Raw genomic sequence first — 25,857 nt, forward strand, 5'->3', positions numbered from 1 at the left:
GAAACAAAATGGAGCGGAGGAAATCGATGAGAATACATAAAGAGCTGCAGGAAGTGATCCACGATAAATGTAAGGAAATTAACTTTTCCGGAGTCGTCTATGTAAAGGACAGGGAACAGGTGCTTTTGAAGAAGGCCTATGGTTATGCAGACAGAGCGGAGAAAAGGCTGAATACATACAACACCCGTTTCGGGACAGCCTCCGGATGCAAACTGTTCACCGCTGTGGCCGTCTGCCGGCTTGTGGAAAAAGGACAGCTGGAGTTCGATACACCACTGGCCGACTGTCTGGCGATTGAATTCCCTTATTTTGATAAGGATGTAACCATTCATCACCTGTTAACACATACGTCCGGCCTGCCGGATTATTTTGATGAAGAAGTAATGGAGGATTATGAGAATTTATGGAAGGATGTGCCTGTCTATAAAATCGAAAAACTCAAGGATTTTCTGCCCCTTTTTCAAAAGAAACCGATGAACGGCAGGCCTGGTGAGCGGTTCCACTACAACAATGCGGCCTATATTCTTCTTGGGTTAATCATTGAGGAACAAACAGGACGGACGTATACGGATTATGTTCAGTCAGAGATTTTTGATCACTGCGGGATGTATGACTCCGGGTATTTTTCTCTCGATCAGCTCCCGGTCAATTCAGCGATCGGATATATCGATGACAAGGAAAAGGGTACATGGCGGACGAATGTTTATTCGATACCCAAACAAGGCGGTTCAGATGGCGGCGCGTTTTTATCAGCTCCGGATATGGCGAAGTTCTGGGAAGCTTTATTCCAATATGAACTGCTGAGCGAAGAGATGACCAATGAGCTTCTGCATCCTCACGTGCAGGTGAATGAAACGATTCATTACGGGTACGGGATTTGGATGAACCAAAAAGACGGGCATATATACAACTACCACGTCACGGGCTTTGATCCCGGTGTCAGCTTCCGTTCCTCCTATTATCCGGATGCAGGCCTCATCACAGTGGTTCCTTCCAATCAGCAATCCGGACCGTTCGAAGTTACGAATGTTATCGAGGAATTCCTGCTGGGTTGGAATAGCGGATCGTAAAACCATGCTATAATACTGATACAGATCCTGTTAAAAGGAAGGTGTCGTGGAATGACCAAACATAAAATCTACAGTATGAGCTTTGCCAGTGTCTATCCTCATTACGTCGCAAAAGCTGAGAAAAAAGGACGCACCAAAGAAGAAGTGGACGAAATCATCCGCTGGCATACCGGGCTGTCCCAGGCACAGCTGGAGGAGCACTTGGAGGAAAAGACGGATTTTGAAACCTTTTTCGAGGAAGCGCCTGAGCTTCACCCGTCACGTAAGCTGATCAAAGGGGTTGTCTGTGGTGTCCGGGTGGAAGACATTGAAGAACCCATCATGCAGGAAATCCGCTATTTGGATAAGATGGTGGATGAACTGGCGAAAGGCAAGGCTATGGAAAAAATCCTGCGCGGGTAACAGGCAGAAAGAGAGACATCGCTCTTCTAACAGAGCTGGTGTGTCTCTTTTTTATTTACTTTAGACTTTAAGTCTGCGTTCCACAATAAATCCAACGATTAAGCCGATAACAATCGGTGATATTTCAATATCCACATCGAAAAAAAACCCATTTTCCAGTGGTTCATTTAATTCGAATGAAAACCTGAAAAGAGATACATGAAATAGATCTCCAATCCAATATAATAGAGCCATTGTCCCAACGGATGTTAATAAAGGGAGCCATATTCTCCTCAAATAAACACCTCTTTCCATTACTTGTAACTGAATCAACCTGTTCTCTCAATGGTTACATCGTGAAAGTAGATAATCCAAGGGTATCATAGGTTTCATCACTTGGAAATAAATTCCTGGCCGCCGTCGTATCATTCATCGTCACTCCATTCTAATACCTGAGAACAGGTCAGGTAATGATTGAGATTCTTCGCTGCCACTGTATGAAGGAAAAGACACTCCCTTTGAGGAAAAAGCGTAAAAAGCCTGTAACCAGTTAGAGTTGTCCATCTGTTGTGTAAAGGGTCACACTCCGCTTGTTGGTGGATGGATGCCGGGGGCACGCCCTCCGCTGACTTGGTCAGGAAGCTCAGGCGCTCGTCCGCGGAAAGGGATGGGGCTTTCGCTCCTGGCGGTAAGGAAGAAAAAAGCTCGTAAAGAAACAGGAATTTCTATACGAGCTGACACTCTTTTTGATGAAAAAGAGTGTTTGATCTGTCGGAATATTATGTGAAAAGATGTATAGTAGAAATGGTGACGAGAATGAAAGGAATCGAGGGACGGGGACCGAGCTGATACACGCAAAGGAAGCATGCGTACATACTCAAACACAGGGCCGAGGGCCGGATAAATAGAAGAGGAGGTTTTGCTATTGAATTTTGACTACTACTGCCAGACTAAAATTGTGATGGGACCTGGACGTTCCAAGGAAGTACCGGGACTGCTGAAGGAGATGACAGAGCCGGGGACAACCGTGATGGTCGTGAGCGATCCAGGTGTGAAAAAGGCTGGAATCGTAAAGCCTGTTTTAGATTCTCTTGAAGATGCGGGCTATCGTGTGGTGGATTTTGACCAGGTATCTCCGAACCCACGCGATACGGAATGCCTGATGGGAGTGGAAGTGTTTCAAAAAGAAAAAGCTTCGGCTGTCATTGCGATTGGCGGTGGAAGTCCCATCGATACGGCAAAAGCGGTGGCGCTTCTTGGCCCGAACGGCGGCCGTCCTGAGGACTATGTAGAGGGGAAGAGGGCTTATATGAATGCAGCACCGATCCTCTGTATTCCAACGACGGCCGGCACCGGATCAGAAGTTACCCGCTCTTCGGTCATTACACTCGCGGACTCGCACCGGAAAATCACGCTGAAGCACGCGATGCTCCGTCCGGTAACAGCCGTACTGGACCCGGAACTGACGTTGACGGTACCAAAGGACGTAACGGCAGCAACAGGAGTCGATGCCCTTGTCCATGCTATCGAGGGGTATTCGTGTAAGGTGACGAACCCTGTATCACAGGCGATGGGAGCAAGAGCGATGGAGGTCATTGTCGAGCATCTTCCTCAAGTGTTTGAAAACGGAGCAGATCTTCAGGCACGGGCGAAAATGCAGGAGGGAAGCCTGCTTGCGGGTCTATGCTTTGGGTCAGCGGATGTAGCGGCTGTCCACTGCTTGGCGGAAGCGCTTGGCAGCCTCTATGATACCCCGCACGGCGTAGCGAATGCCATATTCCTTCCTCATGTCATGGAATTCAATGCGCAGGAAAACGTGCCGCTGCACGCGGAAATGGCCCGGCTTATGAAGATGGCAGAAGATAACGATTCGGATGAGGAGGCCGTAGAGAAATTCGTCCGTCAAATCTATGCGTTCACAAAACAGCTGGACATTCCTCTTTTGAGTGAAATACCTGCGGTTCAGGAAGAGGACTTCGAGCGGATGGCTGAACTTGCGGAACGCAATAACTCGACCCCGAGCAATGCCCGGACGATTACGAAAGAAGATTATCTTCAGATTCTAAATGCTGCCTTTCAGTCTCCAATTCTTTGAGAAATACAGCACAGAAGGATAGAATAGGAGAGAAGGGAGTTGGTAGCATGAACGAAGAACAAATCTTTCAACAAATAGCATTAGTGAGAAAAGCAACATTGAAAATTTTAGATGGAATCACGGAAGAGCAGGCGGATCTCCAACCGAAAGGATTTGCCAACAATATCCGATGGAATCTCGGCCATATTGTTGCTGCTCAAAATGGGATGATAGCCAAGTTCGCCGGTACACAGGTCGACACGCCTCCGCGCTTTTTCCAGCTGTTCGCTCCGGGAACGAAGCCGGCGGATTGGGAAGGCAGTGTTCCTACTCTTGATGAATTGAGAAAACATCTCGAACACCAGCCGGAACTTCTGAAGGAAGCTCTCACAGGAAAACTTGATGAAGAGGCAGCAGAGGAGTTTCTATCCATGAAAACCGTTGGTGAAATTTTGAATTTCACGCTGTATCACGAAGGGGTACATACGGGCACAATAAAAGCGATCAAAGCACAGACCGATCAAAAGTAAGAAGCAGACCGGCCGGATTTCCGGCCGGTTTTTTAAATAGGAATGGAGGTGGAAATATGGACGACAACGTATTCGAACAATTAGCGGCAACTTACGATTCGCCCGAGAGGAAAGAAACGGCCGGTTATATCGTTCAAGAAGTAAGAAAAGAACTGGAAGACAGTTCTACCAAGTTCCTTGTAGATTATGGAGGAGGGACAGGTTTGGTGGGGCTGGCATTGGCGGATCTAGTGAAGTCCGTCCAGCTTATCGATTCTTCTGAACAGATGCTGAAAATCGCTGAAGAGAAGATCAAACGCAGCGGCATCACCAATGCCTCTGTTCTCTGTGCAGATTATACTAAAGAAACACCAGAACCACAGGCGGACATCGTACTGGTCTCTCTTGTGCTGCTCCACATCCCGGACACCAAGGACATTTTACAGAAGCTGTTCCACCTCTTGAACAGGGGCGGGAAGCTGCTCATCGTCGATTTTGATAAAAACGACCAAATCAACCACCCTAAAGTGCATAACGGTTTTTATCACGAAGATCTACAGAATCTTCTAAAGGAAGCAGGCTTTGTGTCTTCCCATGTTCACACGTTTCACCACGGGGAGAAGATATTCATGAAGCAGGACGCTTCAATGTTCCTGGCTGCGGCTTTTAAGGAAGACTGATCTTTTGAAGGTCCGCTCACATATGGATATCGGTTTTTTTCTGCGTATATCGATTATTTTTCGGATATATCGACTAAATCTGCAATATATCGATCTTTTTCTGAATATATCAGTCAAATCTGCGATATATCGGTCAATTCCTGCATCCACCCTGAAGAATTAAACGAAATCAGGTTAGCGGCGACCGTTCAAGGGAAGGAATTAGAAGAATTCCAATACTCTAGAACAGAATGGTGTGCCGCTTATGGGTTTCTTCTACTATATAAAGAAATATTTTAACATGTCCAAACGTCAGCGCAGGAGTGAGCTGAAATCGACGCTGTGGTTTATGCCTTTTTGGTATATTCTCGGGGCGGTCGGATTGTCCGCCTTCACTTTTTACCTCGACTACATCGTGGATGTCAGTTTATATCTGCCACCGGCAATCGGGTTCAGCGGGCAGACGCTGCAGGTGCTGCTGAGTGCGCTCGTCGGAGGCGTCCTTACACTGAGCGCCTTTACAATCAACTCTCTGCTCGTCGCTTTAACAACGTTCAGCGGGCAGTTTTCATCAAAAATGCTTGTCAACTTCGTGAGTGACCGGGCGACCCAGCACGTGCTCGGTATTTTTAACGGAAGCTTCATTTATGTGCTGCTGAACTTCCTGTATGTGACGCATGAGGAAGAGGAGTACATTGCCGCAACGCCGGTCCTGTCAATCCTGACTGCGATTATAGCTGCCGTCACCTTCATCTATTTCATCAACCATACGACGACATGGATGCAGGTTCATAACATCAGCTACAATATGAACGCCAAATCTCAATCAGTCCAGACGGCTTTGGAAAAGGAGCTGGCTCCTTTTCACCTTGATAAAGACGTCGATCCTGACTCACTCCCGCCTGAAGAGGATAGGAAAGTCATAACCTCCCCTCAGTCCGGGTATCTGCAGGTGGCCGATTTTGCAAGGCTCGTCAAGCAGGCTTCCAGAGATGAAGGGATCCTGCGGTTCGATGTCCGGATTGGTGAATTTGTGGTGGAGGGGACACCGGTGTTCAGCTACTGGGAATCCGGTTCTAAGGTTGATCCGGAACGGTACTTCAAGTCGATTGAAATCGGTGTGAAACAAACGGAGATTCAGGACCTGGAGTATGGTTTAATCAAACTTGCAGAAGTCGCCATCAAAGCGCTCGGTCATAACGACCCGCTGACGGTGACCAATACCATCCACCAGATCACAGATCTTTTGAAGCGGATCGGTCAGTCGACCAATTTTTCCCCTTATCTATTTGATCAGGAGGAAAGCCTCAGGGTCATTTTGAACCAGAAGGACTTCCGCTACTACCTTCATAAAGGGTTCGCATCCATCAGGGAATATGCGGACCAGAATTCGACGGTCATGACGGAACTGCTGACGATGGTTTCTCTGCTCAGTAAAACGATGGAGAAGGACGTCCACGAAGATTTATGGGAGTTTGCGCGCCAGACGATCCTCGGTTTTGATAATTACAGCCTTTATGAAAATGACTGCCTGTATATTATTGAACAGCTGTCCGAGCTTTCGAAGAATACAGGACATCAACAGGATTACCTGTTTCTGCTTGAATATATGCTGCAGCGGGTCAGTTCGAAAAGTGCGGCCACTGTACCCGTGAAAGAATCATTACAGAATGAACAGGATTTTTCTTCATAAGAAAAAGGCTTATCCATGAGTGGATAAGCCTTTTTCAAGTTGCGCATCTTTGTTCATTTTGAAATAATTGGAATTTGAAGTGGGATGTATTATAAAGGGAGGGAGACTGCCGGGAATCCCGCGGACCCCCGGTATGCCCAGGTCATGTAGTAAGGAAATAAGTTTGCGAATGGTGTTGGTCTGAACAAATTAAGTACGGATTTCTTTCCATGGGAAAGTACTTTACTGTCGTTGGTTTTAATCTCATAAAGAGTAAAAGCTGCTCGTTAGAGGTCAACGCCCCCAGGTCACAGCAGACAGGATTGTTATGTTCGTTGTGAAAACTTATTCCAGTATACATTTCCCCCCTAAGGAATTGGAGTAATTCCATTTTAAATTCCCCCTCAGAACATACTTTCCCGTCACTTGGTTTAGTAAACGTTTTTGGAATATAATTTTTTGTTGTTTACCTATAACAAGTGGCTGTTTATAGAAACGATCATCTGAAGAGGTTCCCGGTATTTTATCTATATCTTGGTGATGAAATCATCGAATCTCTTACAAGGGGAAGATGTCGTGGAGACGGTTATTTCAGCGATTATTATAACATTCATCGTTGTCATCGGATGGGGAGCGATCATGTTGAACGATCTGCCTGTGAAAATCCATGGGCATTGGATGTATGTGGCCATTGGTGTATTGAGCGGACTTCTTTTGATTTTAATTGCTTTCCATTTTTAGTAGATTTATCTCTTTGATGAGGAAAACAATTCCAATTTGTATTACAATGAAACCAGTTTATTTACATAGGAGGGGTTTTTTGAAGAGGGCGAAAACAACACAATGGGACTTGGAATCGGTCCGCCCAGGAGGCCGGGAAGTGGCGCTGGAGGACCAGATGGAGCACATCGTTCTACAGATTGAGGGAAGGAAGAGCAAATTGGAGAAAGAGAATGGAGCTACGCTGATTGAGGAAGCTGTTGAAAACATTCTCCATGTACAGGATCTTCAAACAAAAGTATTCGAATTGGATGAATACATCATCTGCCGGCAGTCCACAAACGTTACAGATGCAAAATGGCGCGATATGGCCGGGCAATGCAGCATGATAAAATCTAAGCTTAATACGATGATGGTTTCATTCCGCCTGTTCCTGGCAAAGCTTTCGATCACTCAATGGGAACAGCTCGTAGAACATCCGGAGGTTCGATCCGTCCGATTTTATTTAAATGAAGAAAGAAGAAAAATGGAGGACCAGCTTTCTCCTGAGATGGAAGCGCTTATTCATAACCTTGCTGTGGATGGGTTTGATGGGTGGGAAGATCATTACGAGCAGGAATTATCGAACTTGCGCGTAAGGGTGGAAGCGAACGGAGAAACCCAGAGTATTCCTTTCAGCAAGGCTTTTGTACAAGCGGCCTTTTCTCACGATCGTCGTGTAAGAAAAGCTGTAGGTGAAGAAATCTTAAACACTTGTGAAGCGAACGCCGATCGGTTTGCTTCTATTTTCAATCACTTTGCTGGATTTCGAAACGAGCTTTACCGAATTCGCGACTGGTCTAATCCGTTGAAGGAAATGTTGGATCAAAACCGCATTCGTGAAACGACCATCTCCAGTTTGATGAACACTCTGCATGAACATAAACACTTGCTGCATCAATTTTTCCAAAGAAAAGCTGAATTGAATAAGGTCGAAAAGCTGACGTGGTATGACACGCAGGCGCCGACGTATACCTCAGAAACATCGCTCTCCTATGATGAAGCAGCACAGATCATCATTCATCAGTTTCACTCTTTCAGTGAAAAACTAGGGGTGTTTGCTGAACGTGCATTTGACCAGGGGTGGATTGATGCAGAGCCTTCTGACTATAAGCGCCATGGCGCCTTTTGTGCATCTCTTCCCACGGCTGAAGAAAGCCGGGTACTTCTATCATTTACAGGCAGTTATCAGGATGTGGTTACGCTTGCCCACGAACTGGGACATGCCTACCATAACCTGATCCTTCATGAAAAGCCGGGATTTGCCAGACAGATAGGTACAGGACTTGCTGAAACGGCTTCTACGTTCCTTGAAAACCTTGTCCTTGATGCAGCAATTGAGCAAGCGGAAACGAAAAATGATCAGTTGTCTCTTCTGGAGATGAAAATCACCAATGGAATGAAGTATACAGCCTTTATCCCGGCAAAGTTTGAGTTTGAAAGGGCGTTTTATGAACGTCGGAATCGGGGAACGCTTTCAGCTGATGAACTCGTTCAATTGACGATCGAGAAAGAAGAGGAATGGTTCAAAGGCACCCTGGAAGAGGTGAATGGATATACATGGATGACGATTCCGCATTTCTATAGCACAGAAAAAGCCTATTATAACCTGCCGTACACGATTGGTTACTTGTTCAGTAACGGTCTGTATTCCATGTATTTGCAGGAGCAGGATGGTTTTCCGAGTATGTATGACCAACTGCTTGGAAATTCAGGAAAGCGTACGATGGAAGAACTGGGAAGGGAATTTCTGAATGAGGATTTGACAGGGTCGAACTTCTGGGAAGCTTCTTTAGAACCTTTGAAGGATGCCGTAGAAAAGTATATAAAGCTTACAAACTGACAATTTAAAGTGTATTTCGTGAGGATTTTGTCAACTTTCATACATCGGAAGTAGGAGGGCTGTTGATAGATTCATTGACCTTTTTGGCCTGATTATTATGGGGAGAATCGGCCTGGTGTTCGGACCTTTCCTCATCCACCAACCGGCCTGAGTAGTGGGCCCTTTTAATGGACCAGAAAAAAACTGACTGAAAAGCGGAAGGCAGGATACTATGACAAAAGCCATCATTTTTGATATGGACGGAACACTATTTCAAACCAATCAAATTCTGGAAGCCTCTCTTGAAGATACTTTCCAGGAACTGAGAAAAATCAACAAATGGAAAGGAGCAGCTCCGCTGGCTGAATATCAGCGGATTATGGGCGTGCCTCTTCCGAAAGTGTGGGAGACCCTGCTGCCTGAGTTCACTACGTATGAAAGAAACGAAGTGGATGCGCTCTTTTTAGACAGGCTCATCAGCAATATTCAGAATGGCAGGGGATCCTTGTATCCAGGGGTGGAGGAAACGATGGAAGACCTGAAAAGTCAGGAGGTTTCGGTATACATAGCCAGTAATGGTTTGAAAAGGTACCTGAAGACCATTGTAGAATATTATCACCTTGACCGGTGGGTATCGGAGACATTCAGCATAGAACAAATCGACTCTCTTGATAAATCCAGGCTCGTTCAGGAAATTATCCAAAAGCATGCTATACAGGAAGGGGCGGTCGTTGGCGACCGACTGTCTGATATCCGGGCAGCCAAGGAAAATGGATTTACAGCCGTGGGATGCCGCTTTGATTTTGCGCGGGAGGAAGAACTGGCACAGGCGGATGTTGTCATTGAAGATCTGCGTGATTTAAAGCGGGTCATGCCTTTACTGGAAGAAACACCCTATCAATAGAAGCGACTCGGAGAGTGAAGGGATTCCTGGAAGTATTGTACATCTTTCATTGTAAAGTGCGGGTGAAACGATTAATCCCTGCTGCTTTTCCTCAGTGCGGGTTTACAGCAGGGAATGGGAAGCAATGATATCTACCATTAGGGCCTCTGCTTGAGGCTGAGATTTAAAGAAGGAAGACCGTCTCACTGAACGGTCTTCCTTCTTTAAATCGTACTTTTTATTCTGTATGGTAGAATGCCGCGTTCTGCTTATCGATTCTTCCAAGAGTGAAGCCTTTTGACATAAGCCGATTACTTACAATGAAGAGTGCGTTTACAGCCCTACAGAAATATATTTCGTTTCTAAATATTCTTCGATTCCATGATGACCGCCTTCCCGGCCGAGACCACTCTGCTTAAAGCCGCCGAATGGGGCCTGTGGAGTGGAAGGCAGGCCGTCGTTGAGTCCGACGATGCCGTATTCCATCTGCTCACTAATACGTATGCCGGTGCTCAGATTTTCTGTGAACACATAGGCAGCCAAACCATAAATAGAATCATTAGCACGGCGGACGGCTTCTTCTTCGGACTTGAACGTTGTGATCGGTACGACGGGTCCGAAGGTTTCTTCGTTCATACAGAGCATGGAATCATCCACATTCGAAAGGACAACCGGCTCATGGAAAAGACCGTCCAAACGGGAACCGTGATAATTAGCGACGGCTCCTTTTTCAAGTGCATCGGTGACATGTTTTTCTACCTTTGCGACTGCTGAGTCATCAATCAGAGGTCCTAGATCGTTTCCTTCCTCGAGACCGCTTCCGACTTTGAGTTTCTTCACTTCATTCGTCAGTTTTTCTGTGAAACTGTCAACAATGCTTTCGTGGACGTATAGTCTATTTGAGCAGACACACGTTTGGCCGGCATTACGGAATTTAGAAGCTAATACGCCCGCAATGGCTTTTTCAAGATCCGCGTCGTTCATGACGATGACGGGGGCATGGCCGCCAAGCTCAAGGGAAATTTTCTTCACCGTATCGGCAGAGCCTTTCATTAACAAACGTCCTACTTCTGTTGATCCTGTAAACGTCAGTTTTCTAACGCGGTCATCGGTCAGCCAGGCTTCACCAATAGCTTCTGCGTCCCCGGTTACTACGTTAATCACCCCGTCCGGGATGCTGGCTTTCTTGGCTAAAGCTGCGACTTTGAGAGCGGTGAGCGGTGTCTGTTCTGCTGGTTTAATGACAACCGTACAGCCCGCGGCAAGCGCCGGTGCTACTTTTCTCGTAATCATCGCCGCCGGGAAATTCCACGGTGTAATGACAGCAGTGACGCCAACTGGTTGTTTAGAGACGAAGAGACGCTTGTTCTGCTGAGTGGCGGGAATCTGTTCACCGTAAACCCGCTTTGCTTCCTCAGCATACCAGGAGATAAATCCGTTGGCGTAATTCATTTCTCCACGTGCTTCCTTCAATGGCTTTCCTTGTTCCAACGTCATCGTCCGGGCGAGGTCTTCCTTATTTTCTTCGATCAGTTCAAACCATTTTCTCAGACGATCACTGCGTTCCCATGCGGATAATCCAGCCCATCCAGGAAAAGCATGACTGGCGGCATCAACCGCCTGCCGGGCTTCTTCTCCCCCTGCATAAGGAACGGTGGCAATAACTGATGCATCGGCTGGGTTGGTAACTTCCAGAACAGGCAGCTCTCCGCCGGTATTTTTTCCTTTAATAATCATCGGATGGTGTTCCATAATATTCCTCCTCTATGGTTAAGAAATCTTTTTATCCTCTTTCATATCCTTCGTGAAAATTTCATCATTCTCCCCTTTGAAGAATCTCTTTCCGTAAATGAGGAGCGTGAGCAGAACGCCGACAGCAAACGCCCAGGTCGCCCCTTTCGTAGCAAGGACAGCACCGATAATACCGGCGATCCCTAAATCTCTATGACTACGGGCTTCCAGGATCCCAACCCTGACACTGACATATCCCTGGATGAGCAGGGTAAGGGCAAGCGCGATGCCAAGGATGGGCTGGACAAGACTGACAATCGGCATAAGGAGAAGGCCTGTGTTGGTTCCCCAGCGGAATGATCCTGACCCACCGAACAACGAGTGCATTGCTTTTTTTCCTTCTTTAAAGCGCTCGATCACAACCACCTGCATCGCCGCCCAGAGCGGTCCGGCCATTGTTATATCAGGACCTAGGATACTCATGATGGAGTTACGCCCTCCAAAAATTAGGTGGGCACGGTTTTCGTTGTAGTCGATTTTTTCATCGCGGCGCACTTCATCAGCTTCGGAGATAAGGGCCTCGCTCTGCAGAACATCACCGAAGAGTACAATGTAGGCAGCAAGGACGGTCGGGATGGCTTGTAAAAACAGCATCAAGGAAGGGAAACCAACACCAAAGACCGTATATTCACTCCAAAGGGTGCCGAAATCCGGGTTGATGAGTCCCCATTCGATGTTCGGCCAGGGGGCCTCCCCGAACAAAGGTCCGACTATGACTGCGAGTATGATAATTGGAAAAATACCGAGTTTACCGATAAATCCCCACATGGAGCTTGAGTTTTTCAATTTGCTGAAATGCTTGGAGAAGATAATGTAAAAGGCAATCCCGACAGCAATCGAAATCGTCCATGGAAACTGTTCAAAGCGTCCGCCAACTTCAAAGACAGAAATGACAGCAGCCAGCCCGGCCCCGAGAATGATTCCTGATTTAATGGCTGGAGGGACGAAGGAAACCACTTTACCCGCGAGACCTGTGACGCCAAGCAGAATCGACAAGAGACCCAGCGTCAGCTGAAAGGCGACGAGCGCATGGACACGGTCGACCCCTTCAGGGAAGGTGGAGACGTAGGCCATAATCAACGGTATTGCCGGTGTGATCCACCCTGGAACGACAGGGTCCCCGAATAAATGGTGGGTCAAGTAAAGGACGCCGTTAAGTAAAACGACAGCTAAAGCGACTTCAAAAGGCATGCCGAGCAGTTCAATCATTAACGGAATGGCAGCAAGGTCCACAGCACACATTAACAATCCCTGGACATAGTCCGGCCACTCGAATTTATAGTGGACGAAAGGAAGTCGGAGCTTGAATGGACCTAACGGAATATACGGTGATTCTTCACCGTGCGCACGATTCTTCCACACATGCATCTCCTCTTTTCTTTAGGTTAGTAGGCGGATTGGTAAATCTTTTCGATGTCGTCTTTGGAAAGCTTTCTTGGATTGTTGTTTAACAGCCGTTCAATTTTACTGGCGTCCTCGGCCATTTCAGGCAGGGCTGTTTCCGGGATATCGAAGCTGCTCAGTCCTGATGGGATGTTGACGTCCCGGCAGAGACGCTCCATGGCGAGGACCGCCGTGTCGGCAGCATCCCGGTCGGAAAGGTGCTCCACTTTTTCACCAAGAGCCACAGCAATATTGCGGAAGCGCTCGACGCAGGCCATTTTATTCCACTCCATGACATAAGGAAGAAGTAGGGCGTTACTGATACCGTGCGCAATATGATACCTTCCGCCAAGCGGATAGGCTAGAGCATGGACAGCGCCGACGCCGGCATTCCCAAAGGCCATTCCAGCCATCAGGCTTCCGACAGCCATTTGTTCTCTTGCCGGGACATGGTCGGGATTAGCGTAGGCTTTCGGTAGATTCTCTGCAATCATTTTTACAGCGTGAAGCGCAAGGGCATCAGTTATCGGAGAGGCATGGACAGATATATAGGCTTCAACGGCGTGTACTAAAGCGTCAACACCACTTGCGGCTGTTACTGAAGGAGGCATGGTCAGAGTCATTTCCGGAGCCACCATCGCAACATCCGGAAGCAGGTGATCACTCACCATTCCTTTTTTCAGCTTCGCCTCCTGATCAGAAAGAATGGAAATGTTCGTCACTTCCGATCCTGTTCCAGCTGTCGTTGGAAGAGCGATAAGAGGGCAGCCTTTCTCTGGAACGAGGTCTGTGCCGAGCAATTCGGACAGCCGGCCGTTGAAAGAAGCGAAGGCGGATACGCTCTTGGCGATATCAATGGCACTTCCACCTCCGATAGCAATCAGCCCATCGTGTTTTCCTTTATTGAATACATCTGCACATGCTTCAACGATACGCAGCTCGGGATCCGGTTTCACACCTGTGAATATTCCGTACGAAGGTCCACTCAGCAGTGGAGTGATTTGATCTACGACACCTACTTTTTCTAAAATTTCATCGGTAACGAGTAAGGGGTTGAATACGTTCAATCGTTCCAATTCCTCGGTAAGGGCTTTCGTTGCTCCGTGACCTGTAATGAGCTTGTTGGCCATTTTAAAAGTTGAGATTGACATGATAGACATTCTCCTTTCTCTTTACAACATTACATGCAAGTTTTATGCCAAGTTTTAAAATCGAGGGGAACCCGTAATCTGATGCCTTTATTCAGAAAACGTTTACATTTTATAGCATAAAACTGATTTTATTTATAATCAAAAATGGGAGAAATGATTGGAAAAGAAATCATTTCTCCCATTTTTTCATTTTCTGTACGATTGTGGATTGACTGACCTCAAGAGCTTTAGCTGCTTTTCGGGTGGTTTTATATTTTTTCAATGCTTTGGTAATCATTTCGCGTTCAATATTTTCTACTGCAGCTTTAAGCGGAACAATACCATCCAGGTCAGACATCCGCTGTTGTCCTGTAGGGAGCAGTTCTTCCGGAAGCAGTTCTCTTGTTATTTCCTTATCAGGGGCAAGAACAACAAGCTGTTCGATCAGATTTTTCAATTCACGGATGTTTCCCGGCCAGTCATAGTCATAAAGCAGCTCAAGCACATCGACATGGAGGGCCCGCTCGATTTCATAAGTACCGGCAAATTCTTCGGCAAACAGCCGGGCTAAAGGGATGATTTCTTTTCTTCGCTCTCGGAGCGGAGGGATGTGCAAGGGAACAACATTCAGCCTGTAATACAGATCTTCTCGGAAATCTCCGGAGGCTACAAGCTTTTTCAAATCTTTATGAGAGGCGGCAATCAACCGGACATGGATATGCTTCAAGGTCGACGACCCAATCGGATAAAAGGCCTGATCCTCGATGACTTTCAACAGCTTTACCTGAAGATCGAGAGGCAGGTCACCGATTTCGTCTAAAAACAATGTCCCGTGATCAGCCACCTCCAACAGTCCTTTTTTTCCTTTTTTCAATGCACCGGTAAAAGCCCCTGGTTCATAGCCGAACAACTCGGCTTCAATGAGACTGGAGGGCAGAGCACCGCAGTTCAGCTCCAAAAAATTCTGCTCGGATCTATTGGAAAGCTCGTGAATCTGCTTGGCAATCATTGTTTTGCCCACGCCCGTTTCACCGTGCAGCAGAACTTTGGCATTCGTTTTAGCTGCTCGTTTGATCAGTGTCATGATGCTTTTCATCTTTTCACTCGTATAGAAAGGGGAGTTGTCTGACTTGGAGTAGGCTTCTTTAGAACTTTGGCGGAGGTTTTTCAATTCCTGAAGATCTTCCATTTCATGCTTCAACTGCAACAGTTCTGTAATGTCACGAACACTGTTGACGACATACAAGATCTCCTGGTTTTTAGAAAAAATCGGAGTGCCGGATACGATAATATTCCGGCCGTTGGAGATTTGCTGCATAAGCGTGACCGGGCGTTTTTCCTTAATGACTTGAAGCGAGGCGGATTTTGATATGTAATCGGCTTCAATAATTTCACTCATATGCAGGCCAATCAGCTGCTCGGCCTTTAAGTCTGTAATCCGCTCATAGGAACGGTTAATCAATACCGTAATACCATCGCCATCCGTAATGAATACGCCGTCATACAAAGAATTGATAATGTCATTAAAGAAAGGGCTCTGGAGAATGTCCTCATATTGGTTAGGGTCAGAGGCTGATTGGCTGTGAAGCATCTCCCCAAGAGTGTGACTCATAGATTCATTCTTCAAAATGAGCTGGACCTCTTCTTTGGACAACTTGCTTACGATTTCTCCCTGGTCATTGACCACTTCAATTTTCTCTTCGTTGCGCTCGCTAAGCCAATCCACTGCCTGATGAACAGGATCATTCAGATGAAGCTTCATCCCTATCGCCTCCGTTCGCTGTTTGTAGTTATTTTATCACAGAGAGCTTCGGGCTGAGAAAATACGGATTAATGAGGGTGTGACAAAAACATCCATAACTTATAGAATTTAGATATATATCTATTGAGGAAAGAGAGGCTCATCATGAAATTCAATGAAAACAAGACATGGAAAAGGAAGCTGGGTTATGCAGGCTTTGTACTGGCTGCCTTCGGTCTATCCTACTTCCTCGCTTATTCGCTCAGCTATACTCCCCTCGGTTATGATGCTGTCGGATTTAAGATGGTTAATGAGGATTTCACAGCGGTCACGGTTGAGAAAAACAATGCATTCGGAATGACAGAGAAAACCGTGATGTATGATCCACCTGAAGAAGATCAATGGAAAGCCAACATGCTCGTAGATCAGCTCAATGACCAGTCCATCCACTACTGGGTGTTTTTTACTTCCATCTTCGCAGCGTTGTACTGGGTTGCCGTTGATGTAAAAAAAGGGGAGAGTGTTCGGAAAACCATCCTTTACAGTTCTTTGGGGGTTGTGCTGACAGGTCTTTCTTTAATGGATCATCTGTATGATATTAAAGACATCCTGCCATAAATAAGATAAGGAGGGGGAGTCTGCATGTACGGATGGCTGACAGGGATATCGATTCTTTTACTTGCTTTCATGCTGTATCTCAATCGCAGGACGATGTTTAGGGATGTGGAAAACGTGAAGGTGCTCATCATGATTTTTGTTGTCCTCCCTCTTCTTGTCTTATTCATTGTGGGGGCTGCGTTTTTATAAGAAATAGAAGGGGTGGAAGCGGATGTATCGGTTCAAGGAGACGATTTCGGATGAAAAAGAGCTTCAGAGTCATGTCGGAGATCCAAGTGATCTCGTGGTAAGTAAGGTTATTTCCTTCCTTGATGACGGCTGTATGGATTTTATCTCTAAATCTCCGTTTCTAGTACTTACGACCTCAGGTGAAAAGGGGCAGCCGGACGCATCGCCAAGAGGGGATCATCCCGGCTTTGTCCATATCTTAAACGAAAAACAGTTTGTGATACCGGAAAGACCCGGGAACAAGCGAGTCGATTCCCTGCGTAATATTATCACCAATCCACGTGCCGGTCTGCTCTTTTTCATCCCGGGACTTGGAGAAACACTCCGAATCAAAGGGCATGCGCAGATTATAAAGGATAAGGATGTGCTGAAGAAAATGGCGGTCAAAGGACGTCCGCCTGAGCTCGGCATTGCAGTGGAGGTGGAGGAGTGTTTTATTCACTGTGCCAAAGCCCTCATACGCTCAAAACTCTGGCACCCGGAAGCATGGATCGCAGAAGGGGAACGTCCTTCTGCCGCCCGCATGCTGTTTACACATGCCAAGCTTCCGAACTCCACGGTGGATTCGATTCAGGACCGGCTCGATGAGAGCTATAGAAACAAACTCTATTAATTGGAGGAGGGCGTACGTATGGATGTAGTCATGAACATATTGATCGGAGTAGGCCTTGTGTATTTTGTTTTCTTTCTTATAGCTGTCATTTCCGGAGTGAAAAAGGAATAAAATTTAATAGATATAAAAAAAGCCGTCCAGTAACTGGATCGGCTTTTTTTGGATTCAATCTTGAGCCTGTTTAAAGGAAAGCAGCGTGATCGTCATCAGGATAATAACCATGCCGGCACCTTGGATGAGCGATAAGCTGTCACTGAGGATAAGGACGCCGAAAATGGAGGCCGTGACCGGTTCCACCATAGCAACAATGGAAGCTGTAGTAGGAGCTGTCCGTTTAATCCCGAATACATAGAGGACGAAGGAAATGCCTGCACCGATCAATCCGAGTACGATGAACAGAGGCAGATCCTCTGATGTAAGAACAGAAGCTGCTTCCTGAATATCCATATAGAAAAACAACAGGATGCTGAAAACGATGAAGGAAATCGTCAGAGTGGTTGGTGCGCTTCCTTCTGCGGCTGCTTTTTTAAAGGCGAAAATGAACAGAGCGTAGGACAGGCCTGAGCCCAGTCCAGTGAGTGCTCCGGTCAGATTGACGGATGCCCCGCTGCTGCTATAGGCTCCGGTAAGCAGTACGATCCCGATCAATACGGAAACGATACAGCCCCATTTCAGCCAGGAAGACCGTTCGATTCCGAGAAAGAAAGAAGCAAGCAGTACAAACACAGGTGCGGTGTACATGAGGGTTGCCGCTACCGCAATACTGGATGATTCTATACTAAGAAAATAAAGTGTGAAGTTCCCAGCGACGCCGACACCAGCGAGAGCTGCCCATAAAACGAGCGAATATGTGCGTGGCATATGCTGGCGCGGCTTGATGATAAACCAAATGAAAACACAGACGAGACCGATGGCTCCCCTGTAAAAGGAAATGACCCCAGGGCTCCATCCTTTATCCATTAAAATGTCTGCCACACCACCGGTCATCCCCCATAAGACAGCGGCGGTCAAAATGAATGTGACACCGATATATTTCATAAGCTTCCTCCTCTATTTACCAGATCTATTTAGGGCATATTCCATCAGGAAACCTTTATTAAACGTAGAATCATCAACAACTATAACAATCGGTATAATGGAGTAGGGACTTTGGGGGATGAAGATATTCTGAGATAACATATTGGATTGATTTTTTAGATTTTTTTATGCGTGCAATACTTGTAACGATTCCTTTCCATGGAGGTCCGAGATTAAGAAGTCCTAATCGGTCCGACGTTGATAGGAACTTCCTTATGATACGAGAGGAGCTCAGTTTGCCTTGTAAACGGGCAAAAGGATAGCTTGGATAAAAATGGAGCGTATGCATTGCAGAAAACATGCCCTTGCTGTACATTGGTCCCAAGGTGGTGGATGAAGATGGATGTGAAGCAGCGGTGTGCGGAGAAGGCACTGGAATACATAACCGAAGGCAGCATCATTGGGCTTGGTGGAGGAAGTACAATCAAGCACTTGATTACGCTGATTAATGAAAACAAGATGTATGTGAAAGTAGTGACGCCGTCGTGGGAGACGAAACAGCACTGCATCGACGCCGGCCTGGAGGTCGTTTCCATCACAGACGTTAGTAAGATCGATACAGCATTTGACGGCTGTGACCAGGTCGATGAGCAGTTTCACGCCTTGAAGAGCGGGGGAGGCATTCATTCGATGGAAAAACTGGTCGCTGGACTCTCAGAGGAATATATTCTGCTTGTCGATGAGACAAAGGTTGTCCCTTTATTAACCTATGACCATCCGGTCGTTTTGGAAGTATTGCCCCAGGCGCTGCATTTTGTAAATCAACAGTTGAAATCGTTTCCGGCCCGCGCTTCTCACGTCCGTCAAAGCAGCGGACAGGATGGACCGGTATATACCGGGAATGGAAACCTCTTAGTAGACGTTTATATGGAAGCGGGGCAGGACAGTGCTGATCTGGAAAGCCGTTTCAAAGGGGTGACCGGTGTGGTCGATACCTCGCTGTTTACGTCTGTCGTTACCAAGGTACTGATGGCCGGAGAAACAGGAGTACAGGAAATGAAAAGAGGAGGAGATGTAAGATGAGACAAGTGAATTGGGGAATTGTAGGACCCGGCGGGATTGCCGGCAGCTTTGCCAGAGCGATCCAGGAGGTGAATGGAAGCGTATACGCAGTATGGGGCCGCAATCCTGAGAAGACCCGAGCCTTTGCCGATGAATATCAAGTGGAGCACGTCTATGAAGAAACGAAGCAGCTGATGCTGGATGACAACGTGGATGTCGTGTACATAGCCACCCCACACAGCATTCATTATGATTATATTATGGACGCATTAAAGCACGGCAAGCACGTTTTCTGTGAAAAGGCGATTACGATGAACGGAAAACAGCTTGAGGAAATTGTCGAGGTTGCAGAAGCTGAAAACCTCATCGTCGCAGAAGCGATGACCCTGTATCATATGCCTTTGTATCAGAAGCTGGACGAAATCATACAATCTGGAAGAATCGGGAAGGTGAACATGGTCAACGTGACGTTCGGAAGCTGTAAGGAGGATGATCCATCCAACCGCTTCTTCAACCCGGATCTGGCCGGCGGCGGAATGCTGGATATCGGCACCTATGCGCTGTCGTTTGTCCGTTTCTTCCTGTCCAGCCAGCCGACAGAGCTTCATACGACCGTGAAAAAATATCAAACGGGCGTCGATGAACAGTCCGGCATCGTCATGAAGAATGATGATGACGAAATGGCCGTCGTCTCCCTTGCGATGCGTGCGAAAATGCCGAAGCGCGGGATTATCGCCGGTGATGAAGGCTTCATTACCGTGGATGATTTCCCGAGAGCCGAAAAAGCGGCGATCACGTATACAGCAGATGGCTCTGTTGAAACGATCGAGGCCGGTGAAACGAAGCAGGCCCTGCAGTATGAGGTCGAGGCCGTGAACCGTTTGATACTGGAAAAAGGGGAAAACTGGACCCTTCCGCTTTCCCGCCAGGTGATGGAGTTAATGGATGAAGCCCGCCAGCAGTGGGAGTTAACGTACGACTTTGAATAAAGGAAAAAGGCAGCGCTCCACGTGGAGCGCTGCCTTTTTATGATCAGTACGCGTCAAACAAATCCTGCTGATCCGGAATGTTTTCGAGGTAGGTGATTTTCCCATTTTCATTGAGCATCGCCTTGTCGATGCCGGTCTGGGTGTAGACTTTGCCGGAAGCGAGTTTTCCGCAGACGGCCCATCTCGTTATATATAAATCCGTCCCCTCGTGCTTTCTCCAGCCTTCATACATATGCTTCAAATCCACGTTGTTTTCATAAATGCTGCGGACGAAGGCTTTCCAGTTCTCCAAGCCTTCTTTACGGTCACCGTTCAGAACGAAAACGATATCTTCACTGAACAGCTGGTGAAGCTCTTCTTCCGCTTGTTCACTCGTTCTGGAGCGGTCGAATAAGTCGAAATACAAATCCAAATTTTTCATGATGTCTCTCCTTCAGTAGATCAATGGGATACGGGTTTAAACATATAGAAAAAGAAACCCCCTTGTCAAAAAGCCGGCCTGTTTTTCCGCTTTTTCCTCTGGGTCTGTGTGGTAAAATGGACGGTATATGGTTCGATCACAAAGGGGACGTACGTATGATTTCATTTCTATTAACATTGAAGCGGCTGTTAAGCGCCTTATTCCGGAGTATGAAGGAGCCCGTCTTCCGCTCGCTGCTGACGACACTAGCTTTCATTCTGCTGTCCGGTACGTTATTTTACAGAGGGGTGGAGGGCTGGACGTATCTGGATGCCTTTTATTATGCCTTCAGCAGTCTGATTCCAACCAGCGGCAATACCGGCCTTGTCCCGCAGGAGGATTTGAGTAAATGGTTTACGATGATCTATCTGTTTGTCGGGATGGGCGTCATGGCTATGGTGTTAATCAAAGTGGGATTGGCGGTTGCGGATTTCGAGAAGCATGATGAAAACCAAACCCAGCGCAGAAAGACATTATAAAATTTTTGTTGACCGGACAACCGTCTCTGCTTACAATAGAAAACAATATCTTTAAACACAACTTCAGAACGACTCGTATAACGTTGGAAATAAGGTCCAAAAGTCTCTACCAAACTACCGTAAATAGTTTGACTACGAGGAAGAAATGAGAGGGGAACGTCTATCTATGGACAGGTTCCCGTTTATTCATTACTCCTTAACGTCAAACTCCAGGTCTGTTTCCTGGAGTTTTTTTATATCGATGACCAGCCGGCGGTACGTGCTTATCTCGTTCGAAGAAAGGGGCAGAAGCATGGATCAACACAAAGAGCAGTTACGAAAACGTATAGAGGTGTCAGCCGGAAAACGCTCCGCTGACATGGTCATCAAGAATGGCCGGGTGATCGACGTCTTTAACCAGCGGGTGGTGCAAAAGGACGTCGCCATCGTGGATGGTCTCATTGTCGGTCTGGGTTGCTATGATTCGGCTGCAGAAATCGTGGATGCCGCTGGAATGTACGTCGCGCCCGGCTTCATCGACGGACACGTTCATATGGAATCGTCCATGGTGAGACCGAGTGAATTTGCCAAAGTCGCTCTTTCCTGTGGTGTGACGTCTGTGGTGACGGATCCTCATGAAATCGCCAACGTCTGTGGAAAAGAAGGGATCCAGTTCATGATGGATGATGCCGCAGACTGCCTGCTGGATGTTTATTTTATGCTGCCGTCCTGTGTGCCCGCTGCAAGCCTTGAACAGAACGGAGCGCATCTTACAGCTGATGACCTCGAGGGCTTTTATAAACATAAGCAGGTGCTCGGACTCGCTGAAGTTATGGACTTCCCGGCTGTCGCATCAAGAGCAGAGGATATGATGGACAAGCTGCTTACCGCTTCCCGTCTCGGTGTTCCGATTGACGGCCATGGTGCAGGATTTGATGAGAGGGCCCTGAACATTTATAAGGCCGCCGGCATCACGACGGATCATGAATGCAATACAGGCGAAGAAGCCCTGGAGCGGATTGAACGGGGCATGCATGTCCTCATCCGGCAGGGATCGGCCTCCAAGGATCTTTCATCTATTGTTCCTGTCGTAAACGAGCGCAATGCGCACAGGTTCCTTTTCTGTACGGATGATAAAGGTCTTGACGAATTGATGGAGGAAGGCAGCATCGATGATAACGTCCGGTTGAGCATAAAACATGGGATCGACCCGATTCAGGCCGTGCAGATGGCGACAATCAACGCCGCGGAATGCTACGGCCTGGAGCAGAAGGGAGCAGTCGCCCCGGGATATGAGGCGGACCTTGTTTTCTTTGAGGATTTAGAGAACATAAAGGTTCAAACGGTCTATAAAGCAGGAGTGAAGGTGGCGGAGGCAGGGGCCTATGCCGGTGATCCGCGTGAAGCTGACCCTGTCGTTCCAGCGGTCTGCGATACCGTTCATATACCTGAAATGCAAGAAGGCTCCCTTGATATCCCTGTCTTTCACAAGCAAGGTGCGGTCATCGAAGTCATCCCCAACCGGCTGCTGACACATAAGTGCAGGGAAGAGGTGGAACTGGAGAACGGGCTGTTTGTTCCGTCGCCTGCACGTGACCAAAGCAAACTCGTCGTTGTTGAGCGTCATCAGAACACGGGAGATACAGGTCTCGGAATCGTGAAAGGGCTGAAAATGAACAATGGGGCCATCGCATCGACCGTCGCTCACGACTCTCATAACCTGGTCGCGGCAGGAACGAGTGACAAGGATATTCTGACTGCGATCCATCATCTCCACGACATGGGCGGAGGTCTCGCCGTCGTTCAAAACGGGAAGGTTCTGGCTTCCGTGGAGCTTGAAATCGCCGGACTGATGTCCAAGCAGGACGCACCAGCGCTTTATGACGGATTGAAAAAAATCGATGTTGCGTTGGAACGCGTATTAAGGAATGATGTCGATATCAACCCGTTTTTGACCTTATCGTTCTTAACCCTCCCCGTCATCCCGGAGTTAAAGCTGACAACGAAAGGATTGTTTGATACGATCCAGCAGAAGCATATCCCCGTCAGTTCACACTGAACACGCACGAAAAGCTGAAGAAGGACGTGTCTTCAGCTTTTTTTCTTTTTTACAGAGAGGATATTGAGGATTGTGAGGGATTCTGAAATAATTATCATAACCTGGGTTTCATCTTTTGCAGACATCGTATCCTCTGCAAACTATATAGAAAGAAGGGGTGTTATGAAAAAGAAGGGATGGGTCATGACGGCCCTTCTCGGTTTACTCATTCTGAGCAGCTGTTCCAATCAGGAACGCTATATTTATGAAGGGGATAGTGAACATTGGCATGGGGAAATGGAAGTGAATGTGACGGAGAAGGAAACGACTGAAGATTTTGCTTTGATATTCAACGGAGATGTTGAGCAGCTGGGGGAAGCTGATTATTTAGAATACGAGTATGAAATGATCACGTCTAAAGGGCGTGGAGAAATCAACTTCGAGAATACCCCGGAAAGCAGAACATTCACACACCATTCCGGCAGTAACTCTTCCGTGTTCACCAGTGATCAGACCATCCGAGTGACCGTCGAATGGGGAGAAAACAAAGAAGAATTCGTATTGAAAAAATGACGGCTGAGCCTTTGTTCCTCAGCTGAAAAACAGGTTTATCTATGGATCTTGAAGTGAATCATTTACAAACCTGCCTTTTCTATTCGCTTCTCATAGAAGAAGCTGCTAGAAAAGGTGGATGACATTTTTGTTGGAGATGGGAGGAAAATCTATGAAAAACACCCTGTACATTATTATTGGATCTCTTTTATTTGCGTTGGCAGTGACGCAGCTGGCGATGCCGAACTCCATCGCTGAGGGCGGTATTGTCGGTGCTTCTCTTTTGATTTACTACGGCACCGGAATCTCCCCTGGGATTACGACACCGATCATATTCGTCGCCCTGCTCGGTGTCGGCATAAGGTATCTTCCGAAGCCGATGGTAATCAAAACCGTTTTTAATGTGGCCTTATTTTCCTTTTTCCTATGGTTTTTCGAACACATCTGGGCGTATCCGATCGAAGATGCCCTGCTGGCGGCCATCTTTGCCGGGGTTATTACCGGAATCGGTTTCGGCTTCATTTATCAGGCCGGCAGTTCGGTCGGAGGGACCTCTATTATCGCCCGGATGCTCAACCATCAGCTCGGGTGGGATTTGACCGGAGTGACGTTCGCGCTTGATGCGATGGTCGTTGTTGCAGGTATCTTTATTATCGGTCCCATCTCCACCATGTACACGCTGATCACCTTGTACGTCGGAAAGATCGTGACAGACTTTGTGCTCGGTGGCTTTGACTCGAAAAAAGCCATCAATATCATTTCTCCAAAGACAGAGGAAATTTCTCAACGGATTACGACGGAGCTTGCTTCCAGTGCGACGCTGTTCTATGGAACAGGTGAATATTCCAAGGAGGAGCGCCGGGTGCTGTACATCATTGTCCATACCCACCGTCTTCTTAAGTTGAAGCGGGTTGTAAAAGAAACCGACCCTGACGCCTTTATTGTTGTGCACAACGTGAAAGACGTGTCGGGTGGATTTATTTCATAGGTTCGTAGAAGAGCAGTTATTCGTTTTGAATAGCTGCTTTTTTTATGCCATAGTTCTTATCAGCTGTTATTGGTATGGATGTTTACTTATAATACACAACTCCCCGTAGAATCAGGAAATTTACATTCCCCATATTTAAGTTGAATAATCGAACTGTGTCAGACCACGTGAATATGATATTTTCTAAGTTTCATACTTTCTTGGAATCAGGAAGGTGATTTTGATTCTTTGTCGAAGAGGAGCGTAAGAAGAGAAAGGATATAGGGTAAACAAGGAAGCATGGAAAAAAGACCAGATCCAGCTCACGACCATTGGGGTCACTTTAAAAAGGTTTGTGAACCAAGACGGCTGAACGATGCCATTTAAGGCCATTCCGGTCCGTTTCTGCAAGCGTACATTTTCCCAGCGTTGAGTGGGAGTCAGAAGCACGGATTCCTTAACTTTCTGTCAGTACCCCGAAGATCAAGGGCAGGAGAGAGTTACCCGTATACGGAGGAATAGCGAGTAAAAACAATGAAACGATTTATTATGAAAATCGTAGAATGAATGGAACAAGCTTATATGTTAGACAACATCCAAAGATAAGGAGAGGGGTGTCATCGATTTCGCTCTTTTATTTGGTGTGCTGCTGAACTTGTTTTCGCTCGTTACCATTCGGAAGGTAAAAGAAGAAAATACGTTCCAACGGATCATTCACATCGGATGTCTGGTTACAGGGATCGTTTTATTAACCGGTTTTAGTATTCAGTTTCAAGTATTTATTGGAAAGTATTAAAAGGAGGCTCATGCTTGATTACCATTGCTTTAGCATTCATCGCTATCGTTCTTATTGTCATTGCCCGCAACCTGCAGTTTATTGGGAAACAGTTGAAAAAGATTGCGGAAAGTGATCATCAGGATGGATAAAGGATCCTTCCGTGTCTTCGTCTGTCCTGATCACCCGGCCTCCTATTTGGGAAA

Annotated in this window: 26 protein-coding genes and 1 riboswitch; of the genes, 19 read left to right on the forward strand and 7 right to left on the reverse strand. The window is 46.9% G+C overall.

Annotated features, from left to right (window positions below; genetic code table 11):
- Nucleotides 1–26: 26 nt before the first annotated feature.
- Nucleotides 27–1,070 carry a serine hydrolase domain-containing protein gene (locus tag ACXAD6_RS06350; protein WP_474968144.1) on the forward strand — a complete coding sequence of 348 codons (1,044 nt, stop codon included), beginning with the start codon at nt 27–29 and terminating at the stop codon, nt 1,068–1,070.
- Between the two features lie 51 nt (nt 1,071–1,121).
- Nucleotides 1,122–1,472: a DUF2200 domain-containing protein gene (locus ACXAD6_RS06355; RefSeq protein WP_474968145.1), complete on the forward strand. Its 351-nt coding sequence runs from the start codon at nt 1,122–1,124 to the stop codon at nt 1,470–1,472.
- 60 nt (nt 1,473–1,532) lie between these two features.
- Here the strand turns inward: ACXAD6_RS06355 and ACXAD6_RS06360 are convergent, their stop codons facing one another.
- Nucleotides 1,533–1,706, reverse strand: a complete 174-nt coding sequence (locus ACXAD6_RS06360) for a hypothetical protein (RefSeq protein WP_474968146.1) — start codon at nt 1,704–1,706, stop codon at nt 1,533–1,535.
- Between the two features lie 706 nt (nt 1,707–2,412).
- Here ACXAD6_RS06360 and ACXAD6_RS06365 point away from each other — a divergent pair.
- The 7 genes from ACXAD6_RS06365 to ACXAD6_RS06395 all read left to right on the forward strand — a co-directional run bounded on the left by ACXAD6_RS06365 (nt 2,413) and on the right by ACXAD6_RS06395 (nt 9,850).
- Nucleotides 2,413–3,546, forward strand: coding sequence for an iron-containing alcohol dehydrogenase (locus ACXAD6_RS06365; RefSeq protein ID WP_474970370.1), 1,134 nt, complete (start codon nt 2,413–2,415; stop codon nt 3,544–3,546).
- 47 nt (nt 3,547–3,593) lie between these two features.
- Nucleotides 3,594–4,055 (forward strand): DinB family protein, encoded by a 462-nt coding sequence (locus tag ACXAD6_RS06370; RefSeq protein WP_474968147.1) that lies wholly within the window; start codon nt 3,594–3,596, stop codon nt 4,053–4,055.
- Between the two features lie 56 nt (nt 4,056–4,111).
- On the forward strand, nt 4,112–4,714 hold the full coding sequence (locus ACXAD6_RS06375; protein WP_474968148.1) for a class I SAM-dependent methyltransferase: 603 nt from the start codon (nt 4,112–4,114) through the stop codon (nt 4,712–4,714).
- Between the two features lie 280 nt (nt 4,715–4,994).
- Nucleotides 4,995–6,386 (forward strand): DUF2254 domain-containing protein, encoded by a 1,392-nt coding sequence (locus ACXAD6_RS06380; protein ID WP_474968149.1) that lies wholly within the window; start codon nt 4,995–4,997, stop codon nt 6,384–6,386.
- A gap of 519 nt (nt 6,387–6,905) precedes the next feature.
- Complete coding sequence (locus tag ACXAD6_RS06385) at nt 6,906–7,106, forward strand: hypothetical protein (protein WP_474968150.1); 201 nt, start codon at nt 6,906–6,908, stop codon at nt 7,104–7,106.
- A gap of 79 nt (nt 7,107–7,185) precedes the next feature.
- A complete protein-coding gene (locus ACXAD6_RS06390; RefSeq protein ID WP_474968151.1) occupies nt 7,186–8,967 on the forward strand; it encodes a M3 family oligoendopeptidase in 1,782 nt (593 codons plus the stop codon).
- Between the two features lie 211 nt (nt 8,968–9,178).
- On the forward strand, nt 9,179–9,850 hold the full coding sequence (locus tag ACXAD6_RS06395) for an HAD family hydrolase (RefSeq protein WP_474968152.1): 672 nt from the start codon (nt 9,179–9,181) through the stop codon (nt 9,848–9,850).
- Nucleotides 9,851–10,162: 312 nt separating this feature from the next.
- Here ACXAD6_RS06395 and ACXAD6_RS06400 read toward each other — a convergent pair whose 3' ends face one another.
- The 4 genes from ACXAD6_RS06400 to ACXAD6_RS06415 all read right to left on the reverse strand — a co-directional run bounded on the left by ACXAD6_RS06400 (nt 10,163) and on the right by ACXAD6_RS06415 (nt 15,895).
- A complete protein-coding gene (locus ACXAD6_RS06400; RefSeq protein WP_474968153.1) occupies nt 10,163–11,581 on the reverse strand; it encodes an NAD-dependent succinate-semialdehyde dehydrogenase in 1,419 nt (472 codons plus the stop codon).
- Between the two features lie 18 nt (nt 11,582–11,599).
- The gene (locus tag ACXAD6_RS06405; protein ID WP_474968154.1) at nt 11,600–12,988 is read right to left on the reverse strand and encodes a hypothetical protein; all 1,389 of its coding nucleotides are present in this window, start codon (nt 12,986–12,988) and stop codon (nt 11,600–11,602) included.
- A gap of 17 nt (nt 12,989–13,005) precedes the next feature.
- The gene (locus ACXAD6_RS06410; RefSeq protein WP_474968155.1) at nt 13,006–14,154 is read right to left on the reverse strand and encodes an iron-containing alcohol dehydrogenase; all 1,149 of its coding nucleotides are present in this window, start codon (nt 14,152–14,154) and stop codon (nt 13,006–13,008) included.
- Between the two features lie 169 nt (nt 14,155–14,323).
- On the reverse strand, nt 14,324–15,895 hold the full coding sequence (locus ACXAD6_RS06415; RefSeq protein ID WP_474968156.1) for a sigma-54 interaction domain-containing protein: 1,572 nt from the start codon (nt 15,893–15,895) through the stop codon (nt 14,324–14,326).
- A gap of 144 nt (nt 15,896–16,039) precedes the next feature.
- Between ACXAD6_RS06415 and ACXAD6_RS06420 the strand changes: the two genes are divergently transcribed.
- From ACXAD6_RS06420 to ACXAD6_RS06430, 3 genes are read left to right on the forward strand one after another with little or no spacing between them, the layout of a single operon-like run.
- A complete protein-coding gene (locus ACXAD6_RS06420; protein WP_474968157.1) occupies nt 16,040–16,492 on the forward strand; it encodes a hypothetical protein in 453 nt (150 codons plus the stop codon).
- A 24-nt stretch (nt 16,493–16,516) separates the two neighbouring features.
- Entirely contained in the window at nt 16,517–16,681 is a 165-nt protein-coding gene (locus ACXAD6_RS06425; protein ID WP_474968158.1) for a hypothetical protein, read from the forward strand.
- Nucleotides 16,682–16,703: 22 nt separating this feature from the next.
- Complete coding sequence (locus tag ACXAD6_RS06430) at nt 16,704–17,333, forward strand: pyridoxamine 5'-phosphate oxidase family protein (RefSeq protein WP_474968159.1); 630 nt, start codon at nt 16,704–16,706, stop codon at nt 17,331–17,333.
- Between the two features lie 165 nt (nt 17,334–17,498).
- On the opposite strand, the gene ACXAD6_RS06435 is transcribed toward ACXAD6_RS06430, so the two are convergent.
- On the reverse strand, nt 17,499–18,371 hold the full coding sequence (locus ACXAD6_RS06435) for a DMT family transporter (RefSeq protein WP_474968160.1): 873 nt from the start codon (nt 18,369–18,371) through the stop codon (nt 17,499–17,501).
- A gap of 378 nt (nt 18,372–18,749) precedes the next feature.
- On the opposite strand from ACXAD6_RS06435, the gene rpiA reads away from it, so the two are divergent.
- Both rpiA and ACXAD6_RS06445 read left to right on the forward strand, forming a co-directional pair.
- Nucleotides 18,750–19,433 (forward strand): ribose 5-phosphate isomerase A, encoded by a 684-nt coding sequence (rpiA, locus tag ACXAD6_RS06440; protein WP_474968161.1) that lies wholly within the window; start codon nt 18,750–18,752, stop codon nt 19,431–19,433.
- On the forward strand, nt 19,430–20,401 hold the full coding sequence (locus ACXAD6_RS06445) for a Gfo/Idh/MocA family protein (RefSeq protein WP_474968162.1): 972 nt from the start codon (nt 19,430–19,432) through the stop codon (nt 20,399–20,401). The genes rpiA and ACXAD6_RS06445 overlap by 4 nt, the downstream gene beginning before the upstream one ends.
- Before the next feature lie 43 nt (nt 20,402–20,444).
- Here ACXAD6_RS06445 and ACXAD6_RS06450 read toward each other — a convergent pair whose 3' ends face one another.
- A complete protein-coding gene (locus tag ACXAD6_RS06450) occupies nt 20,445–20,822 on the reverse strand; it encodes a nuclear transport factor 2 family protein (RefSeq protein ID WP_474968163.1) in 378 nt (125 codons plus the stop codon).
- 116 nt (nt 20,823–20,938) lie between these two features.
- Between ACXAD6_RS06450 and ACXAD6_RS06455 the strand changes: the two genes are divergently transcribed.
- The 5 genes from ACXAD6_RS06455 to ACXAD6_RS06475 all read left to right on the forward strand — a co-directional run bounded on the left by ACXAD6_RS06455 (nt 20,939) and on the right by ACXAD6_RS06475 (nt 25,672).
- Nucleotides 20,939–21,340, forward strand: coding sequence for a potassium channel family protein (locus tag ACXAD6_RS06455; RefSeq protein WP_474968164.1), 402 nt, complete (start codon nt 20,939–20,941; stop codon nt 21,338–21,340).
- Nucleotides 21,341–21,393: 53 nt separating this feature from the next.
- Nucleotides 21,394–21,495: riboswitch (purine riboswitch) on the forward strand.
- A 137-nt stretch (nt 21,496–21,632) separates the two neighbouring features.
- Nucleotides 21,633–23,378 carry an adenine deaminase gene (gene ade, locus ACXAD6_RS06460; protein ID WP_474968165.1) on the forward strand — a complete coding sequence of 582 codons (1,746 nt, stop codon included), beginning with the start codon at nt 21,633–21,635 and terminating at the stop codon, nt 23,376–23,378.
- Between the two features lie 162 nt (nt 23,379–23,540).
- A complete protein-coding gene (locus ACXAD6_RS06465) occupies nt 23,541–23,930 on the forward strand; it encodes a hypothetical protein (RefSeq protein ID WP_474968166.1) in 390 nt (129 codons plus the stop codon).
- Nucleotides 23,931–24,081: 151 nt separating this feature from the next.
- Nucleotides 24,082–24,897 (forward strand): YitT family protein, encoded by an 816-nt coding sequence (locus ACXAD6_RS06470; protein WP_474968167.1) that lies wholly within the window; start codon nt 24,082–24,084, stop codon nt 24,895–24,897.
- Between the two features lie 622 nt (nt 24,898–25,519).
- Nucleotides 25,520–25,672 carry a hypothetical protein gene (locus ACXAD6_RS06475; protein WP_474968168.1) on the forward strand — a complete coding sequence of 51 codons (153 nt, stop codon included), beginning with the start codon at nt 25,520–25,522 and terminating at the stop codon, nt 25,670–25,672.
- Nucleotides 25,673–25,857: the final 185 nt, after the last annotated feature.

This window comes from Halobacillus sp. ABH2_015 (genome assembly GCF_056158945.1).